At 63.6% G+C, this 16,955-nt stretch carries 15 protein-coding genes and 5 pseudogenes; 7 read left to right on the top strand and 13 right to left on the bottom strand.

The window, feature by feature from the left end:
• Positions 1–69 precede the first annotated feature (69 nt).
• Together HCU76_RS22910 and HCU76_RS22905 are read right to left on the bottom strand one after the other, a co-directional pair.
• The gene (locus HCU76_RS22910) at positions 70–891 is read right to left on the bottom strand and encodes an IclR family transcriptional regulator (RefSeq protein WP_213958822.1); all 822 of its coding nucleotides are present in this window, start codon (positions 889–891) and stop codon (positions 70–72) included.
• 3 nt (positions 892–894) lie between these two features.
• Positions 895–1,740 carry an amidohydrolase gene (locus tag HCU76_RS22905; protein ID WP_213958823.1) on the bottom strand — a complete coding sequence of 282 codons (846 nt, stop codon included), beginning with the start codon at positions 1,738–1,740 and terminating at the stop codon, positions 895–897.
• Between the two features lie 197 nt (positions 1,741–1,937).
• On the opposite strand from HCU76_RS22905, the gene HCU76_RS22900 reads away from it, so the two are divergent.
• On the top strand, positions 1,938–3,179 hold the full coding sequence (locus HCU76_RS22900; protein WP_213958824.1) for a porin: 1,242 nt from the start codon (positions 1,938–1,940) through the stop codon (positions 3,177–3,179).
• 323 nt (positions 3,180–3,502) lie between these two features.
• On the opposite strand, the pseudogene HCU76_RS22895 reads toward HCU76_RS22900, so the two are convergent.
• Positions 3,503–3,643: pseudogene (locus HCU76_RS22895) on the bottom strand (transposase); the annotation flags it as partial.
• Between the two features lie 92 nt (positions 3,644–3,735).
• Here HCU76_RS22895 and HCU76_RS22890 point away from each other — a divergent pair.
• On the top strand, positions 3,736–4,113 hold the full coding sequence (locus HCU76_RS22890) for a hypothetical protein (RefSeq protein ID WP_213958825.1): 378 nt from the start codon (positions 3,736–3,738) through the stop codon (positions 4,111–4,113).
• Positions 4,092–4,473 (top strand): annotated as a pseudogene (locus HCU76_RS22885) (alpha/beta hydrolase); the annotation flags it as partial. The gene HCU76_RS22890 and the pseudogene HCU76_RS22885, both read left to right, overlap by 22 nt.
• A 79-nt stretch (positions 4,474–4,552) precedes the next feature.
• On the opposite strand, the gene HCU76_RS22880 reads toward HCU76_RS22885, so the two are convergent.
• The 9 genes and pseudogenes from HCU76_RS22880 to HCU76_RS22845 all read right to left on the bottom strand — a co-directional run bounded on the left by HCU76_RS22880 (position 4,553) and on the right by HCU76_RS22845 (position 11,344).
• A complete protein-coding gene (locus tag HCU76_RS22880) occupies positions 4,553–4,717 on the bottom strand; it encodes a hypothetical protein (protein ID WP_218510735.1) in 165 nt (54 codons plus the stop codon).
• Positions 4,718–5,397: 680 nt separating this feature from the next.
• Positions 5,398–6,405, bottom strand: a pseudogene (locus HCU76_RS22875) (IS91 family transposase); the annotation flags it as partial.
• A 101-nt stretch (positions 6,406–6,506) separates the two neighbouring features.
• The gene (locus tag HCU76_RS22870; protein WP_218510734.1) at positions 6,507–8,399 is read right to left on the bottom strand and encodes a tyrosine-type recombinase/integrase; all 1,893 of its coding nucleotides are present in this window, start codon (positions 8,397–8,399) and stop codon (positions 6,507–6,509) included.
• A gap of 111 nt (positions 8,400–8,510) precedes the next feature.
• Complete coding sequence (locus tag HCU76_RS22865) at positions 8,511–9,386, bottom strand: tyrosine-type recombinase/integrase (RefSeq protein ID WP_213959965.1); 876 nt, start codon at positions 9,384–9,386, stop codon at positions 8,511–8,513.
• Positions 9,387–9,546: 160 nt separating this feature from the next.
• Positions 9,547–9,744, bottom strand: a pseudogene (locus HCU76_RS22860) (transposase zinc-binding domain-containing protein); the annotation flags it as partial.
• Positions 9,745–10,203: 459 nt separating this feature from the next.
• On the bottom strand, positions 10,204–10,338 hold the full coding sequence (locus HCU76_RS36735) for a hypothetical protein (protein WP_256354362.1): 135 nt from the start codon (positions 10,336–10,338) through the stop codon (positions 10,204–10,206).
• The gene (locus tag HCU76_RS22855) at positions 10,332–10,565 is read right to left on the bottom strand and encodes a PRC-barrel domain-containing protein (RefSeq protein WP_213959914.1); all 234 of its coding nucleotides are present in this window, start codon (positions 10,563–10,565) and stop codon (positions 10,332–10,334) included. The genes HCU76_RS36735 and HCU76_RS22855 overlap by 7 nt, the downstream gene beginning before the upstream one ends.
• A gap of 30 nt (positions 10,566–10,595) precedes the next feature.
• A complete protein-coding gene (locus HCU76_RS22850; protein WP_213959913.1) occupies positions 10,596–10,928 on the bottom strand; it encodes a hypothetical protein in 333 nt (110 codons plus the stop codon).
• Between the two features lie 5 nt (positions 10,929–10,933).
• Positions 10,934–11,344: a hypothetical protein gene (locus HCU76_RS22845; RefSeq protein ID WP_213959912.1), complete on the bottom strand. Its 411-nt coding sequence runs from the start codon at positions 11,342–11,344 to the stop codon at positions 10,934–10,936.
• Between the two features lie 302 nt (positions 11,345–11,646).
• On the opposite strand from HCU76_RS22845, the gene HCU76_RS22840 reads away from it, so the two are divergent.
• The 4 genes from HCU76_RS22840 to HCU76_RS22825 are packed head-to-tail and all read left to right on the top strand — an operon-like array spanning position 11,647 to position 15,869.
• Positions 11,647–11,853 carry an RpiB/LacA/LacB family sugar-phosphate isomerase gene (locus HCU76_RS22840; protein WP_256354361.1) on the top strand — a complete coding sequence of 69 codons (207 nt, stop codon included), beginning with the start codon at positions 11,647–11,649 and terminating at the stop codon, positions 11,851–11,853.
• Positions 11,850–14,216, top strand: coding sequence for a phosphoketolase (locus HCU76_RS22835; protein WP_213959910.1), 2,367 nt, complete (start codon positions 11,850–11,852; stop codon positions 14,214–14,216). The genes HCU76_RS22840 and HCU76_RS22835 overlap by 4 nt, the downstream gene beginning before the upstream one ends.
• Positions 14,217–14,223: 7 nt before the next feature.
• The gene (locus HCU76_RS22830) at positions 14,224–15,264 is read left to right on the top strand and encodes a class I fructose-bisphosphate aldolase (RefSeq protein WP_218510733.1); all 1,041 of its coding nucleotides are present in this window, start codon (positions 14,224–14,226) and stop codon (positions 15,262–15,264) included.
• Complete coding sequence (locus tag HCU76_RS22825) at positions 15,264–15,869, top strand: histidine phosphatase family protein (protein WP_218510732.1); 606 nt, start codon at positions 15,264–15,266, stop codon at positions 15,867–15,869. The genes HCU76_RS22830 and HCU76_RS22825 overlap by 1 nt, the downstream gene beginning before the upstream one ends.
• 129 nt (positions 15,870–15,998) lie before the next feature.
• Here the strand turns inward: HCU76_RS22825 and HCU76_RS22820 are convergent.
• Positions 15,999–16,307, bottom strand: a pseudogene (locus tag HCU76_RS22820) (Crp/Fnr family transcriptional regulator); the annotation flags it as partial.
• Positions 16,308–16,955: the final 648 nt, after the last annotated feature.

The raw sequence follows: 16,955 nt of genomic DNA, 5'->3' as shown, positions 1-16,955 counted from the left end.
AGGGCAGACTTTAGGAGTGCGTCATCGATCCGGCTAGAAGCGCGGCGGCATCGCCACCATGCACAAACGTCATGGCAGGGGCGAGGCCTCGGCGCCGCCCACGTCCGCCGTGCGCCAATGGCTCGTCACGCCCAGCAGGGCGGCATGCGGCGTACTGCATTCCAGGCCCGGGGACATGGCGCGCGCCACTTGCATCACGTCGTCTGCCAACTCATGCAGCCGATGCAGCGGCAACCGGTGCGCGAAACCCGAGACGCCGACCGCGGCGACCACCGTGCCAGCTGCGTCGAAGATCGGCGCGGCCAGGCCGTGGAGGTCGAGGCGCCATTCACCGTGATTGACGGCGAACCCGTCGCGCCGGATGCGCTGCATCTGCGCCATGAACACGTCGGGCACCGTGAGGGTCATGGGCGTCGCGGCGTCGAGGTGCATGACGGCATCCGCCAGCCAGTGCGCGCCCTTGAACGCCATCATGGCCTTGCCGGTCGCGACGCAATGCGCGGGCGCGCGACCGCCAATCTGCTTGTGCGCGGGCACCGGGTCGGGTCCGGTCACCTTGTGCACGTAGACGACTTCCCGGTGGTCCAGCACCGACAGGTGGACGGTCTCGCCGGTTCGTGCCGTCAATTCATCCATGAACTTGTCGGCATGGCGGCGCAAGTCGAAGCCGGACAGCGCGGCCGAGCCCAGCCCCCAGAGCTTGATGGTTGCGCCGTAGGTGCCGGACCCGAAGCGTTGCACGTACTGCGCGTCGACCAGTGCCTGGAGAAGCCGGTGCGCGCCACTCTTGGGCAGGCCGGTGGCCAATGCGAGCTGGCTGACGCCCATCGGCTTGCCGCTGCGTGTCAGCGTTTCGAGAAGGCCCAGACCCTTGACCAGCGTGTTGTTCATCGCTCAGGCGGCCGTGGCGCCGGCACCTACCGCTGTCGGCCACTGGTAGGCCGCACGCGCTGCCCTTGAGAGCAGCCATTCGCGATCACCGGCCGACAACGACGGGGATTCGCGCACGTAGTAGAGGAGGTCGGCCCAGCTGACGTTGCCGTGGTCGTGCGTGATGTCACTGGCCCACAGCACCCTTTCGGCACCATAGGAATCGACCGCGCGCAGCAACTGCTTCTGAAGTCCTGGAAACGGGTAGGGCCCCGCCTCGAAGAAGTGGTGCGCGTGGCACCATTTCAACCACAGGTTGGGGCACGCGCCCAGCGACAGCACGCTGTCCCACTGCTCGGGTGCCTTGGGATAGCCGCAGTGGTCGAGCACGAAGCGCACATCGGCGAATCGACCGAGCGTGCCGCGCAGCACCTCGGCAGTGTCGCGACCATGGATATGGAGCCCGACAGTGAGGTCGCGTTCGCGCGCCAGCCCGAGCAACTCGTCAAAGCCGCCGCTTGCGAAGGCCTGCCGTTCCTCGCGCGAGCGAAGGTCGACGCGCACGGCCCGGCATCCGGGTGTGGTGCCGAGGATCGCAAAGAGCGCGGCCAGTTCGGGGTCCGCGCGGTTCACGCGCTGAACGAAGGCGAAGCGGTCGGGGTGTTTCAGCGCGGCGACCTGCGCCAGCGGGCTCAGCGCACGTCGAACTCCGTTCGCCTGGGTCGCGTGCGGCCACGCGACCCAGTTCTCGAGGTGGCCCCACAACTCGTCGATGATCACTGCGCGGATGCCAAGCGCATCCATTGCCGCGAGCATCTCGTTCTCCTGCAGCTTGAAGAAGGCGTGCACCTGGGCGTCGACGATGTCCATCGTGTCTCCAATCAAATCTTGTTGAGGATTATTGGGAGCGGGGAGTCGTCTCCTGACATGGCGTTTTGGTATGGCGTCCATGTGAAGCCGTCATGCCGGCAGCCCCCGTGTTCCGGAATGCAGAACGTTTGGCGACGCGCGTCGTGCTTCCTAGCATGCCCGGCGATTCGAACGATTCACCAGAACCAGAGACACCCATGAAATTGAATTCAACAAGACATCTCGTTGCCATGGCTTCGATGGCCATTGCAGGCACGGCCTCGGCCCAGTCGACCGTCACGCTGTTCGGCGTGGTCGATGCGGCCATCAGCGGCACCTACAACAAGTCGAAAGACAACAACGTGCCCACGCTGGCCAACCCGTCGTACGTGAACCGTGGCAGCGTCACGGTCAGCAAGACCGAACTGCGTCATTCAGGGACGTCAACGAGTCGGCTTGGATTTCGCGGGACCGAAGACCTCGGCGGTGGGCTGGCCGCGAGCTTCTGGCTCGAGGCCCCGATCACCAATGACGATGGCGCCAACGGTATCGCGACCTTCGCGCGCCGCTCCACGGTGAGCCTGTCGGGTGGCTTTGGCGAGATCCGCCTGGGCCGCGACTACACGCCAACGTTCTGGAATGACAGCATCGCCGATCCGTGGACCCAGATCGGCTCGGGCGCCAGCCTCATGCTCTCGGCCGGCGCCGCCGCTCCGGGCAGTGTCTACAACGCCAACGGCAACTACGCGCGGGCGAGCAACACCGTGGGGTACTTTCTGCCACCGACGCTCGGCGGCGTCTATGGCCAGTTCATGTATGGCCTGCCTGAGAACGTCAAGTACGCCCCCGGCACCACGACCCCGCCCGGTGTCAATGCCGCGGGTGCCGTCAATGCCGGCGCGGTGGCGCCATCACGGGTCGGGCGCTATGTCGGCGGTCGGCTCGGCTACGCCAATGGAGCGCTCGACGTGGCGGTCGCTTACGCGGAGAGCACGCTCGCCGATAACTACTACGCCGGAACCACCGACAGCGTAAAGATCATGAACGCCATGGCGATCTACGACTTCGGGGTGGTCAAGTTGTCAGGGGAGTTGTCGCGGCAGCGCTATGTGCGTGACTACGCAGTTATGCCCGCAACGGGTGGCATCACTCGTATCGACGTCAACGGCTACCTGGTGAGTGCGCAGGTGCCGGTGGGGCCGGGCCTGATCCGGGTGGCCTACTCCCATCTGAAGTACGACCTCGACCTGCCCGGCGTGGCCGACCCGACCGCCGGCAAGCTCGCGCTGGGCTACATCTACAACCTGTCCAAGCGGACGGCGCTATATGCCACGGTGGCGCGGGTCAACAACAAGAACGGCGCCTCGCGAGTTGTCAATCCGCCAGCTTTTATCAGCAATGCAACGTATACGCCCGATACCTCCACGGCGTACGACGTCGGCATAAGAACCGCGTTCTGATAAGCGGCCTTTGCATCTTGAGTTGCTGCGGGCCAGCGGACTTGCGAGAACCCGTTTTTTCCATGGAGCCGCGCCGCCCGACTAGGTAGACGCTTATCCGTCAAACAGGCTCGTGGCTCGCCGGGGCGATCTCTTATTTCCAAGGTACGTCAGCCGACCGCAAGAAAACCTAGAAGTTCTGCTTCCGGCAACTCCAGACGTTGACAGGATGAACGCGAAAGACTGGTACCAGTCTTGAGCGCCAAGTCGCGGCGGCCGCCCAAACACCAGCGTATGGCAGGTTCCCGAAATCCAGGCGAAACGCCGCCGCTCGCACATTCCTCGCCGCCGTACTTGGCGCGCCACCTGTAGAAGCTCGCGCCGCTGAAGCCGCCCCCGCGGCGCAACTCCTTGATCGGGAGGCCGGCCTCGGCCTGCCTGATGCAACCGATGATCTGCTGTTCGGTGAATCTGCTCTTTCTCATGTCCGCCATTTTCCAAGTTGACGGACTTCACTGCCATTACGCTGGTATGGCTGGGAGGGGGCAGGTCACGACGCCCCGCAGGAACTGCGGCGATGAGCGTCGCGGCTTCGTGCGTCACATCGGACACAAGCACACCGAAAAAGCGGAGAAGAAAAGTGATTTCAAAAGGTTATGAACGCGCCCTGTTCGACAGGGCGACTCCCAAGCGACACGCGTATGTCTATGGATTGAACAGCAAGGGACGACTGACGCAGACGACCGTCCTCGGCAAGGAGCACGAGATGGCTCAAAACGTGAAAGACGCGGTGCGTGCGACGTATGCCATCGCACGCTCCAACGGCCCCGTCTTCGAGCTCGAGAGCGACAAGAGGCATCCCTTCTGCAAGGCCATTCGTGCGAACAAGGAGGGACAGGCGCTGCGGCAGGCGCTGCTGCTTGCCTTTGACGACATTCGGGCGACGCCGACATGACCGATGCGCAGGATCGCCGCACTGCCGTTCGAGATGTACCGGCAGGGCTATGAGTACTACTGGAAGACGCACGCCCACCCGGGCGCAAACTTCAAGTACACCACCAGCAGCCTGCTGGACCTCATGCGCTGCGACGCGACGCACCTGATCGAGGTGATCGACAAGCCGCTGCTGATGATTGCCGGCAGCAAGGCCGACAGCCTCTACATGAGCGAAGACGCCTTCCCCAAGGCCTCGGGCACGCAGGACAAGGAACTGTTCAAGATCGAAGGTGCCACGCACATTGAAACCTATTGGGTTCCGAAGTACGTGGACGTCGCCATGTACAAGCTGACGACGTTTTACGCCAAGACCCTGTAGTTCGGCAGCTTCCCCGGGGCAGCCGCCCGAGCCTGCGGCTCGAGCCCGATAGGAAACTTCCTCATGGACGGTCCAGCATTTAGATGTCGTCGCTTTGGCGCTGCTCGGGATCTCCGGACGCTTGGGCAAAATCAGCCAGATGGACGAGTTCGCTGAATTCACCGACGATGAGTTGCTTGTGCTCGCGCACGAATGGCGCAGGCGGTCTCCGCAAGGCGACAAGGATGCGCGGGGCCGGGCTCACGCCTTGGAGGCCGAGATTCGTCGCCGATGGGGTAACCCGAAGTCATCTTTCTCCACCCTAGACATCCGACCACTTGAAGAAAGGTTGCGACCTTGGTGGCGATTCTGGTGAGGCGTAGGGCAGCGAACACGAGTGTCAACCGTCCCGAGTCATTCCGGCAGGCTAGTGCCCTTGTAGGCGATTCTGACGATCCGGAGACTTGCTGGTCGCAAATAAGCCTTAGAGCCAGAGACCTACGGGTCACTGGCTATTCCTTTCCAACTTTTTTTTGACTTATGGTTCGCTGCGGTAGGAATCGTACGCTGCTCCTCCTACCACTACCGGAGTTGTTTAGGGTTGTGGGATACCTGCCCGGAGACTGGCGCAAGTGATGCACGACACGACCGTAGGGCAGGTGTCCCACAAGCCTCGAGGGAGGAAACCGCGGAGGCAAGCCCAGCGCGCGTGTTCAGGGCGCAGAAGCTATGGGGATTTGGGCGTGCGCGGGTTGGTCTTTGGCTGCGGGTGACCGATATGCGCATACCCAGCTTGTCCGGATCGATCCTTCGCAGTGCTACGCCGCGCATGCTGCAACGCGCGCCAGCGGCTGCATTGAACTGATGGCTGGTGGCGGCACGCGTTGACCCCGCTGACGAGCGCACCGCTCATCGGCACCGAGTCCAGTTGGGCTGTAGAGCCGGTCATGGCGGTGGTGGTGCGCGGATCGGCGCACTCTGAGCAAAGGTCTGCACGATAACCATGACGTGGCCGCAGTGTCGGCAGATGAAGGTGGGGCGTACGGAGTGAAGATCTGTACCGACGGCTTCGGTGCTGCTGCCCATCTCGGTTGGCACTGGCACCGCATGCAAGAGTTCGCGCGCTGCCGCCAGACTCGCCTTGCGCGAGCCATTGGCCAATAACCCGTAATGGCGAATGCGATGGAAGCCACCGGGCAGCACATGCAGCAGGAACCGGCGCATGAACTCCTGGGGCGACAGCGTCATGGCCTTGTAGCGCGTCTTGCCCTTGGCGCGGTAGTCCTTCCACCGGAAGCTCACGCCGCGCTCGTCCAGCGCAAGCAGGCGGCTGTTGGAGATCGCCACCCGGTGGGTGTAGCGAGACAGGTAGGCCAGCACCGCCTGTGGCCCCGCGAAGGGCCGCTTGGCATAGACAACCCACTCGACCTTGCGCAGCGGCGCGAGCCACGCCTTGAAGGCCCGCGCGTCGCCCAGTCGGGCATGCTCGCCGAAGAACTGGAGCTTGCCACCTTCGTGCATCCGCTGCAGCTCTTCCAAGAAGCGGCGCCGGAACAAGCGCGACAGCACCCGCACCGGCAGGAAGAATCCGGGGCGGCACGCCACCCAGGTCTTGCCATCGGAGGCCAGCCCTCCACCGGGCACGATGCCGTGCACATGCGGGTGGTGGGTCAGCGCCGAGCCCCAGGTGTGCAGTACCAGTGTGGCGCCGATCCTTGCGCCCAGGTACCGGGGATCGGCGGCGATCGTCAACAACACTTCCGCGGCCAGGTCGAACAGCAGGCCGTAGATGGCGGCCTTGTTCTGGTACGCGATGTCGGCGACGGGCGCCGGCAGCGTGAACACGACGTGGTAATACTCGACCGGCAGCAGATCGGCTTGGCGCGCATCGAGCCAACGCTGCGCGGCGACGCTCTGGCACTTGGGGCAGTGACGATTACGGCAGGTTCTGGAGAGCTCTCCCGAACGTGCCTTATGGTGAGACTCCCAATACGGGGAGTTCGGCGATCGAAGGCGCGTCAAGTCGTGGCGCTCGCATCCATTCGGCTCCCCATTTAATGCCTCGTCCTGAGCAGCGCAATGAGTCGGTCCGGCGGCCTGAACTTGCCCTTGCGCAGATGCGGCGGCACGACGGCCTCGATGGCCTCGAGCTTTTGGCTGGGGTCGGCTCGAACGTAGATCTCGGTCGTGGCCAGGGTGCTGTGCCCCAGCCACAGAGAGACCTTGCGGATGTCCTGCGTCGCCTGCAGCACGATCATCGCGCAGGTGTGCCTCAGGACATGGGGCGAGATCTGCTTGCCGCGCAACGACGGGCAAGCGGTACTTGCGGTATCGGCGTGGCTGCGCAGGACGTACGCGACGCCCCAGCGACTGAAGGGCTCGCCGCGCGCGTTGACGAACACTTCAGGTGCGGCGACCTCGCCGCGCACGGACAACCAAGCTCGCAATGCCGACGCTGTCGGCTTCCAAAGGGGCAAGGCTCGCTCGCGACGGCCCTTACCAAGTACGTGGATGCTCTTGCACTGCGCCGCGACGCCGGACATACGCAACCCCTTCAATTCCGAGACACGCAGTCCGGCGCAGACCGCCACATGGAGCATAGCCCGATCGCGAATCCCTTCGCGGGCCGGCGGATCCGGCGCATCGAGCAAGGCTTGGAGTTCCGCTTTGTCCAAGTGGGCAACCAGCCGGGTGTCGGTCTTCTTGTATGGGATCGCGAGGATGCGGCGAGTCTGCTCGAGCGCGCCGGGTTCACGGTGTTGTACAAAGCGGAAGAACGATCGGATCGCCGCCAGACGGATGTTGCGCGTTTGCGCCGAGTTGCGGCGTGCACTCTCGAGATGCTCGAGAAACGCGGCGATCAAAGGCGCGTCCAGCTGCTCCAACATCAGAGCCGATGGCACGGTCTTGAGCCTGCGGGCAGCGAACTCGAACAGCGACTGGAAGCTGTAGGCGTACGAATCGCAGGTGTGCGCACTGGCGGCACGATGGCGAGGCAGGTGCTCGCGCAAAAAGGCCTCGATATGCGGCGCCAGGGAGCTCATGGGGTGACCTCCGCTCAGATAGACCTCGCCGGCTGCGGCGATGTCGGTCAACAGTTCCGGCGTCGATTCCAAGTACCAGTAGGTCGAGTCGATGCTGACGTGGCCGAGATAGGTGCTCAGCGCCAGCATGTGCTGTCCAATGCGTTGGCGACCGGCAGGCGTTGACTGCAGTGCGCGCAGGGCGAACGTGTGCCTGAGCTCATGGAGCCGTGGGCGATGCCCGCGCAATGGCGCTATACCCGCAGCCTCCGCCAGCCTGCCGAAGACTCGGTACACGGTCCCGTATTCCAGTGGCCGACCGTCGTCGTTGACGAACACGTGGTCCGTGGTGAGACGCACGGCGCGACGCTGCGCCAGATACCGCTCGAGTCCCGCCACTGCGGTCTCATGCAGCGGCACCAACCGGGTCTTCTGGAACTTGGTCTTGCGGATCAGCAGACCGTCCGGCGTCACGTCGCCGTAGCGCAGGTGCAAGGCCTCTGAGATCCGAAGACCGGTTGCGGCAAGCAGGCTGATCAGCGTCGCATAGGTCTGCGGCCGCAGGGCGTCACCTGCAGACAACTGCGTCGCAGCCAGGATCAGTCGATCGATCTCTGCGGCTGTGTAGATGCGAGGGACGCGGCGGGACTTCCTATGGCCGAAGTGATTGGGCGGCGGCAGGTCGTGTTGGGGGTCTTCCATCCGCACGTGCTCCGCAAACTGGCGGACGGTCTGGTAGCGGGTATGCCGTTGAGCCGATGACGGCGCTCGACTGGCCCAGTCGATCGCTGTAGCCGTGCAGATGTGTGCTTGCTGACGGTCGGCGGCGAACGCCGCAAAGCTGCGCAGCAGGTACTGCGCGTTGCTCAAGACGAAGCCCGCACTGCGTCGCAAGGCCAAGTAACGGTCGATGGCGGCGATCATGGATGCGCCCCCGGCCATGGTTGAGCGACGCCGCGAAGCAAGACGATATCGACCTTGGCGTAGTAGGCGCTCATGTCGATGCTGCGGTGGCGCAGGACCAAGCCGATCTGGTTAGCGGCCCTTGCCCGTCACCCGCAAGATGCCATTGCGCCAGTCGATGTCGCCGAGACGAAGCTGAGCCACGTCTCCCGCGCGCAGGCCCAGCCGCGACAACAGCAACACGATCGCGCGGTCGCGCAGCCGCCCTCGCGTCGTCCCATCGCACGCCGCGATGACGCGCGCCAGTTCGTCTTCCGACAGACAGCGTGGCAGCCGTGCCAGCCGCCAGCTGGTCACGGCGGGGACGGCGAGGGCAAGGTCGTCTCGCGACTCGCCCGCGAAACTGACGTCGCGCAGGAACGCCCGCAACGAGGTGATGAGCTTCTGCGTCGTGGGAGGCCCGCACTCGGCGGCACGGCCGAGCAGGAAGTCCCGTACCGACTGCGCATTCCATCGGACGACATCGGCGCCGAGCTCGTCGATCAGTTCCGCGGCGCCTCGGCAGTATTGCCTCAGCGTCGGCTCGCTGGCCCCGCGATGCACACGCAGCCAATCCCTGAAGGCGCTCACCATCGCAGGCTCTGCGTGCTCTGCGTCGGCGACCACGGGGCCGTTGCAGACTCCGAGTCGAACCAGCTGTCGGTGGAACAACTTCGCGCCGAAGCGCGCGTGGTACCCACTCGCTCCACCGTTCGATCGCGGACAGCGACAGCGAGAAAAGTGGCGCCCGAATGCCTCCAGCGCGCCCGCATCGACATCGGCCCAGGCATCACCCTCGAGATAGACGAACCAGCCCAGGTGAGCTGCCGACCTCAGGTAGCGAACCGCGCTCGCGTGAGCGTAGCCATCGCGTGCGAGCGAGTCTGCGAAGCCGTCGATGTACGGGGCACTCGGGCCGGCACGCAGGCGACGGAGCGTCTTGGGGGCGCAAAAGTAGCTGTCAAGCATTGAGATCTCCTGGGTTGGGTTGAGCCATGAATGGCTCGATGACCGTACCCAGGTCGTCCGAAAAAATGGTGAGCTGCGCGCGGCAAGCGCTCGCTCGAGTCCAGGGCAACACCACGCCTCGACTTCCTCGAACTCCCCGTATTGGGAGTCTCCCCATAAGGCACGAGTTGTAGGAAACCTGGTCCGTGCCGCACCCCTCGCAGCGCAGCACATGTCCACCCAGCGCCGCGCTGAGGCACTGTTCGATGGCCGACATGACCTTGAGTTGCGCCAGGCCCAGGTGGCCGCGCTGAGCGGCTCGCCACGCGGGTCCGTGCTGGCGGAAGATGTCGGCGACCTCCAGTGAGGGCCGGCCCACGGCCTGCCCCTCAGGATGGCGGCAGCGCTTCCAACGGGCCGAGCACCTCGCGCAACAGGTCGGTCGCGACGTGCGCGTAGAGGAAATGTGCTTAAGCACATTTTTTGCTGCTTATGGAGAGCTCTCCATAAGCAGCGTGAGCCGCCCTTCGCTGCACCTTGGCCAACGTACGCTGTAAACCCGCTACCTGTCTTCCAGGCGGCACGGAGACCTCGGTTTCGACGACCGGTTGGATAGGTAGTGCAGACGTAGCCTGCCGCTGTGTCTCGAGCGGCCGCGCAATCTTGGCTCCGGGGCCCGATCGAGCGGCAGCAATCAGATGGGCCGAAATGGAACTCGGGGCCCTGGCGGAAGTTCGTCTCACTCAACAGCGGCCGTTCGAATCGATCACATTCCATCAGTCCCCGGTAGTCCAAGTCATCGACTGCCGTGCAGGCATGCTCTTCGCGCCAGATGAACTCACTTCGCGAGATGCGCAACCCAGTACTTGTTTACCTTGTCACTCTGCGCGTCGAAGTCACCGCCAGAGGAGAACGCATCTTCCTTGACCCGCGGTGCTGCATCCATGTCGGCCTTCGTGGCGTTGATCACCATGAGGATAAGGCTGCTGCCGCTGGTCGCCTTGAAGTCGCCCCAGGAACCGGAACGTATTTCTCGTCGATTCCGAAAACGCCTCCCCGACCAATCACCAGATACGCGACCTTGCCTGTCTGCGGACTCATCACGATGTCGTTGACGCTTCCCAGGTTCTCGCCTTGTGGACTGACCAGTTCGGCGCCCACCAGTTGATCCCACCTGTAGGCGACGAGTTTGTCTGTCACCGATTGCGCCGCTGCGATCTGCGCTTGCCTCTAGCCCTTGCTATCGGAACTCGCAAATCTGCTGCGCCGCAAGTCGGCGGCATGACTGACGTACAGGCTCTTGGTGGTGGTGAGTACCGTCTCACAAGCGGCCTGCTGCCCGTGCTGCGCGAGGATATTTGCCGAGGCAATGAGCATGCGAACCTCGTAGCCCGGGCGGGCATTCAGGCACTGCCTGTTCGATCGAGTTTCGGTGACCGGGGCCAGTGAGCCGGCGCCATTTCCATTTCCGTATCCGTACCCATACATGGGGTACCCGTAGCCAAAGCCCGAGGCATGCAGCCAGTAGCCGTCTTGTTTGAGCGTGCTGTCGAAGGCACGCAAATCGGTCAGGCACCCTTGCGCCGGCTTGGCCGGTGCCGCGTCCGCCGGTTTCGCCGCTTGCGCAGTAGCACAGGGTGCCAGCAAGAACGCAGGTCATCTCTTGTCATCGCCCGTCGGGACTCGTCGTTGTCGCCGAATCCCCAGTTCGTCGACAGCATGCCGGGGTAGCTGCCGCCACCCCAAATTCCAAGGCCGCCCCAGTAGTTCGGGTAGCCGTAGTAGGCGGCGTAGTGCACCTCGTACTGGTGTGAGACGGGCTTCTCGCTATCGATGTCGGGCGCGTTCTTGACTTGCTCGCGGGTGATCGACACGTTCAGCAACCCGGCTCGCCAGTCCGTGCCGTGTATGGAGATCGGCGAGATCAACACCTTATGGCTGCTCAGCCAACTGCTTGCGTCCACCACCAGGTAGCGCACGACCCATTGATGGTCGTCGAAAAAGAAGTCCTTGACGTGACCTATGCGTCCATCGGATGCGCCGATTTCGTAAGTTCGAGGTCCTTCATGCTGCGTAGCATCTTTGTTTCTCCTTCGATCGATCGAGGTCCGTCAGCAATTCGGGATTTGCTGATGCCAGGCGCATCGGGGCGGACGAGGTCGCCGGCACTTCGATGCACTGAAACGCCTGTGCGCAGGCGCCGGTCGTCTGTCTGTTCGCTGTCGCACCAATCAGCTTCTGTGCGGCAGCGAACAGACGGCTGCTTGGCAGGAACCTACTGTTGCTTGATGAGATTCGGCATCGCTTCCGGGCAGCGGCGTCGAGGGACGATGACATGAACATCCTGTGCCTTGGCGGCAAGGCCATCGGTGTCGGGCTCGCCCTGGAACTGATCACCGTCTTTCTCGCCGCTCGCTTCAGCGGCGCACCACGCCATCATCGTCGCCTCGCAAAGGTGCGATCGCTGGAACACCGGAACGCTTCATGAAAAACCCGAATACGCTCGCGCCGGACCAGTTGCTCAAGATCGACGCCTACTGGCGGGCGGCCAACTACCTGGCCGTGGGCCAGATCTACCTCTACGACAACCCCTTGCTGCGCGAGCCGCTGACCATGGCCCATATCAAACCGCTGGTGGTGGGGCATTGGGGCACGGTCCCAGGCCAGAATTTCATCTACGTGCACCTGAACCGCGTGATCAACAAGTACGACCTGGACATGTTCTACGTGGCTGGCCCCGGACACGGCGGGGCGGCGTTGGTCGGCAACGTCTATCTGGAGGGGACGTGGAGCGAGGTCTATCCCGACGTCACGCAAGACTTGGCAGGCATGAAGAAGCTCTTCAAGCAGTTCTCGTTTCCAGGTGGCATTTCAAGCCATGTGGCGCCCACCACGCCCGGCTCCATCAGCGAAGGTGGCGAACTCGGCTACTCGCTAAGTCACGCCTTCGGCGCGGCCTTCGACAACCCGGGGCTGATCGTTGCCTGCGTCGTCGGTGACGGAGAAGCGGAAACCGGACCGTTGGCGACCGCCTGGCATTCCAACAAACTTCTCAATCCGATCACGGATGGCGCAGTGCTGCCAATCCTTCATCTCAACGGCTTCAAGATCAGCAACCCGACGCTACTGGCGCGCATTGGCCACGAAGAGCTGGAACATTTCTTTCTCGGGTGCGGGTGGACCCCTCTCTTCGTGGAAGGTGACCAGCCGGCGTTGATGCACCAGCGCATGGCCGACGCGATGGACCGTGCCATCGAACTCATTCAACAGATCCAGGACGATGCGCGCAATCGCAATGTGAAGACCAGGCCGCGCTGGCCCATGATCGTGCTCAGGTCGCCCAAAGGCTGGACCGGTCCAAGGCAGGTGGATGGCCTGCAGATCGAAAACACCTTCCGCTCGCACCAGGTCCCGCTGCTGGTCAATCCGGACTTCCCGCAGCACGTCGAAGTGCTCGAGCGCTGGATGAAGACCTACCAGGCAGAAGAATTGTTCGACGAGGACGGCAGATTGGTGCCCGAACTCGCCGCGCTGGCGCCCAAGGGCAATCGCCGGATGGGCGCCAATCCGCATGCCAACGGTGGTTTGCTGCTGCGTGCGTTGCACATGCCCGATTTCCGCGCGCATGCCGTCCACGTGCCTGCGCCCGGCGCGCTGCAGCGGCAGGACACGCTCGTGCTCGGCGCTTTTCTTCGCGATGTTGCGGCCTCGAACGGGAACCAGCGCAACTTCCGGATCTTCGGTCCTGACGAAACGCTGTCGAACCTGCTGGGCGCGGTCTTCGAGACGACCAGCCGGCAGTGGGACACCGAGTTGCTGTCCAACGACGAGTTCCTCGCGGCCGACGGCCAAGTGCTGGATTCCATGCTGAGCGAGCACCAGTGCCAGGGCTGGCTGGAAGGCTATCTGCTTAGCGGCCGTCACGGCCTGTTCAACAGCTACGAAGCGTTCATCCGCATTGTCGATTCGATGTTCAGCCAGCATGCCAAGTGGCTCAAGGTCACGCGCGAACTACCGTGGCGTCGACCGATCGCCTCGTTGAACTACCTGCTCGCTTCCCATGTCTGGCAGCAGGATCACAACGGCTTCACGCACCAGGACCCGGGCTTCATCGATCACGTCATCAACAAGAAGGCGGACATCGTGCGGGTCTACCTACCGCCCGATGCGAACTGCCTGCTGTCGGTCATGGACCACTGCCTGCGAAGCCGCAACTATGTCAACGTGGTGATTGCCGGCAAGCATGCGCTGCCGCAATGGCTGACGATGGACGAGGCCGTCGTGCACTGCACCGAGGGCATCGGGATCTGGAAGTGGGCCAGCAACGACCACGACAGCGAACCCGACGTGGTCATGGCCTGCTGCGGCGACACGCCGACGCTGGAGTTGCTTGCGGCCGTGTCCATTCTTCGTGAGCACCTGCCTGAGCTGAAGATCCGCGTCGTCAACGTGGTCGACCTGATGAAGCTGCAATCCGCCAGCGAGCATCCTCATGGACTGAACGAAACAGACTTCGATTCGCTGTTCACCCGGGACAAGCACATCGTGTTCGCCTTTCACGGCTACCCGACGCTGGTGCACCGCCTGACCTATCGGCGCACCAACCGCAACATGCACGTGCGCGGCTACAAGGAAGAAGGCACGATCACGACGCCCTTCGACATGCGCGTGCAGAACGACCTGGACCGCTTTCATCTCGTGCAGGACGTCATCGACCGGCTCCCGCAGTTGGGCAGCAAGGGGGACTACCTCAAGCAGATGACGCGCAACAAGCTGATCGAGCACAAGCTCTACATCGACCAGCACGGCAAGGACCTGCCGGAGGTTCTCAACTGGAAGTGGCAGTCGTGAGCTTGCAATGAACGGAGCAACACTGTCCGACGCTGCGAAGGCCATGCTGTCCGGTGGCAAGGGCCTGCTCGCCATGGACGAGAGCAATGGCACCTGCAATCGTCGTTTCGCCGAGGCTGGCATTGCGCAGACCGTGGAGATGCGGCGCGCCTATCGGGACTTGCTGGTCACGACGCCGGGCCTTGGCCACTACATCAGCGGCGCCATCCTCTATGACGAGACCATCCACCAGGCCACGGCCGACGGAACACCCTTCGTGAAGGTCCTCTCCGACGCGGGCATCATGGTCGGCATCAAGGTCGATACGGGCGCCAAGGCGCTGCCAGGACATCCGGGAGAAAAGGTTACCGAAGGGCTCGACGGGCTTCGTGAGCGCCTGCGGGACTATGTCGGGATGGGGGCGCGATTTGCCAAGTGGCGCGCCGTCGTCGACCCCGCGCCCCAGGGCGCTGCAGGGCCGAGCGACGCCTGCCTTCGGGTCAATGCGCACGCACTGGCACGCTATGCCGCACTGTGCCAGGAGGCGGGCCTTGTGCCCATCGTCGAGCCTGAGGTCCTGATGGACGGCGACCATACGCAGGCGCATTGCCGGGAGATCACCGAAGCCTTCTTGCGCCATGTGTTCCACGAGTTGGCGATGCAGGGCGTGCTGCTGGAGGCGATGATCCTCAAGCCCAACATGGTCGTTGCAGGGTTGGCGTGCAGTCGGCAGGATACGGCCGAAGAAGTGGCCGATGCGACGGTCCGGTGCCTGCGCCGGATGGTGCCGGCAGCAGTCCCGGGCATCGCGTTTTTGTCAGGCGGGCAGTCGGCACAAGCGGCTGCGGCGCGACTGAGCGCCATGCACTCGCGACACGGGCCTGACAGCGTCGCGCCGCTGCCTTGGCTGCTGTCCTTCTCGTTCGGTCGTGCCCTGCAGCAATCTGCACTGGAAGTTTGGTCAGGCAAGGAGGAGAACCGCCAAGCGGCGCAGAGTGCGCTGCTCCACCGCGCCCGCAGCAGTTGCGCCGCCGTCCGTGGTGAGTACGACGTGTCGATGGACACCTGATGGTCTCCAGCCTGCGGCTCTACCTGATCCGGCACGGCGAAACCGTATGGTCGCTTTCCGGCCGGCATACCGGTCTTACCGATCTCCCCTTGACTCCCCACGGCGAGCAGATGGCGCAGGCCCTGACACCGCTGCTGAAGCAGGTCTCCTTCTCGCGCGTGCTGAGCAGCCCGCGTTTGCGAGCGCGCGCAACGTGCTCTCTTGCGGAACTCGGGACCGACGCCGAGATAGAACCCGACCTGGCCGAATGGGACTATGGCGACTATGAGAGCCTGCGCACGCCGGAGATCTTGAACAAGCGGCCTGGCTGGGACATCTGGCAGGATGGCTGCCCCGGCGGCGAAGCGCCCGCAGATGTTGCCGATCGCGCGGACCGGCTCCTGCATAGGCTGCGCAAGGAACGCGGCAACGTGGCACTGTTCTCTCATGGTCAGTTCGGCCGTGTGCTGGCGGCGAGATGGTTGTTGTTGCCGCCGCGCGAAGGCCGGCATTTTGCGCTCGATCCGGCATCGCTCAGCATCCTCGGGACGGATGCTGACCACGCCCTGCGTCCGGTGATTTCACTTTGGAACGCGAGTTCGTCCTTCTTTCGCAGCGGCGCGTAGTGCCCGATGTCGAAAGGGCAGGCGCCACGGCGTCGTGAACGAGTGCACCAATGCGCCTGCAGCAGTGATCTGCATAGTGCATGGACAAGAGGAACACGCGCGCCGGAAGCAGCGGGAAGTCGAGGCTGCTCAACTCGCGATGCGGTCGGGCAGAAGACGGTCATATTCCTTCTTGACGACCGTATAGCACTCGCAACAGCGATGCTCGATGCCCTGCCTGTCGAGGACTTCGATGCGCCCGCGAGCATATCGAATCAACCCTGCCTTCTGTAGCTTGAGTGCACTTCCGGTGACGCCCTCGCGGCGGACGCCGAGCATGTTGGCGATCAGCTCCTGCGTCATCACAAGTTCGTTCCCGTCCAGGCGATCCATGCTCAGAAGTAGCCAGCGGCACAGTTGCTGATCCAGCGAGTGGTGCCGGTTGCACACCGCGGTCTGTGGGACCGCGCCGCAGATGTGAACCTCCGTGGCGTCGCCCGACACGATGTCAACCGCCCCTTGCCGCACTCTCTCAAAGGTACATCTTTGATGGCCTCAACCGACCAATGTTGGATTGCGCCGGGCCTCGTCGATGCGTCGCTGTCTGACGACCCCGATGCAGCGCGAATGCGCAGCGTTCTGCGGCTCCGCACATTGCCTGTTGAGGCACATCGCTCGCAGCAGAAACATCTCGCCGTTGCAGGAGGCAGTGGGGTCCGCTCCGCTGTGCGCAGCGGAGCGCGCGATCCTCCACCGAGGCGCTTGCGGCGGCGGGGTCGGGACGGCGGCGAGCATGGGGGCAACAACGGGCATTCGTTGTTTGTCCGTGCGCACCATGACGATTTCCTTATTGGTGTTGGCCGTAACGCCAACACCCCCCAGCCTTTCCGGCTTGCGCGTCTTGGCAAGGCTCGTCGCTTGTGTCAGCTCCGCTCGCCCACCCGGCAACGCGCCCCCAGCCACAACCGCAGACACCGGCGACGGCTGATTTATGCGGTGTAACGCATACCAGCCAACGAAGCCAACAAACATCGCGCGGCATTGCAAGCATCCAAAGCAGCATGTTTGCGAGTTCGCGGCGTACGTGGCCGCCCGCTCCGACAGGAT

The organism is Variovorax sp. dw_308 (assembly GCF_019207085.1).
Taxonomy (GTDB): Bacteria; Pseudomonadota; Gammaproteobacteria; order Burkholderiales; family Burkholderiaceae_C; genus Variovorax.
Note: the sequence above shows the minus strand (reverse complement) of the source record. Positions and strands in the feature narration are given on the sequence as shown.

Coding starts and splice junctions, on each gene's coding strand:
- HCU76_RS22910 (WP_213958822.1), bottom strand. CDS start 891: ATGAACAACACGCTGGTCAAGGGTCTGGGCCTTCTCGAAACGCTGACA.
- HCU76_RS22905 (WP_213958823.1), bottom strand. CDS start 1,740: ATGGACATCGTCGACGCCCAGGTGCACGCCTTCTTCAAGCTGCAGGAG.
- HCU76_RS22900 (WP_213958824.1), top strand. CDS start 1,938: ATGAAATTGAATTCAACAAGACATCTCGTTGCCATGGCTTCGATGGCC.
- HCU76_RS22890 (WP_213958825.1), top strand. CDS start 3,736: ATGAGCGTCGCGGCTTCGTGCGTCACATCGGACACAAGCACACCGAAA.
- HCU76_RS22870 (WP_218510734.1), bottom strand. CDS start 8,399: ATGATCGCCGCCATCGACCGTTACTTGGCCTTGCGACGCAGTGCGGGC.
- HCU76_RS22865 (WP_213959965.1), bottom strand. CDS start 9,386: ATGCTTGACAGCTACTTTTGCGCCCCCAAGACGCTCCGTCGCCTGCGT.
- HCU76_RS36735 (WP_256354362.1), bottom strand. CDS start 10,338: ATGGTGATCAACGCCACGAAGGCCGACATGGATGCAGCACCGCGGGTC.
- HCU76_RS22835 (WP_213959910.1), top strand. CDS start 11,850: ATGAAAAACCCGAATACGCTCGCGCCGGACCAGTTGCTCAAGATCGAC.
- HCU76_RS22830 (WP_218510733.1), top strand. CDS start 14,224: ATGAACGGAGCAACACTGTCCGACGCTGCGAAGGCCATGCTGTCCGGT.
- HCU76_RS22825 (WP_218510732.1), top strand. CDS start 15,264: ATGGTCTCCAGCCTGCGGCTCTACCTGATCCGGCACGGCGAAACCGTA.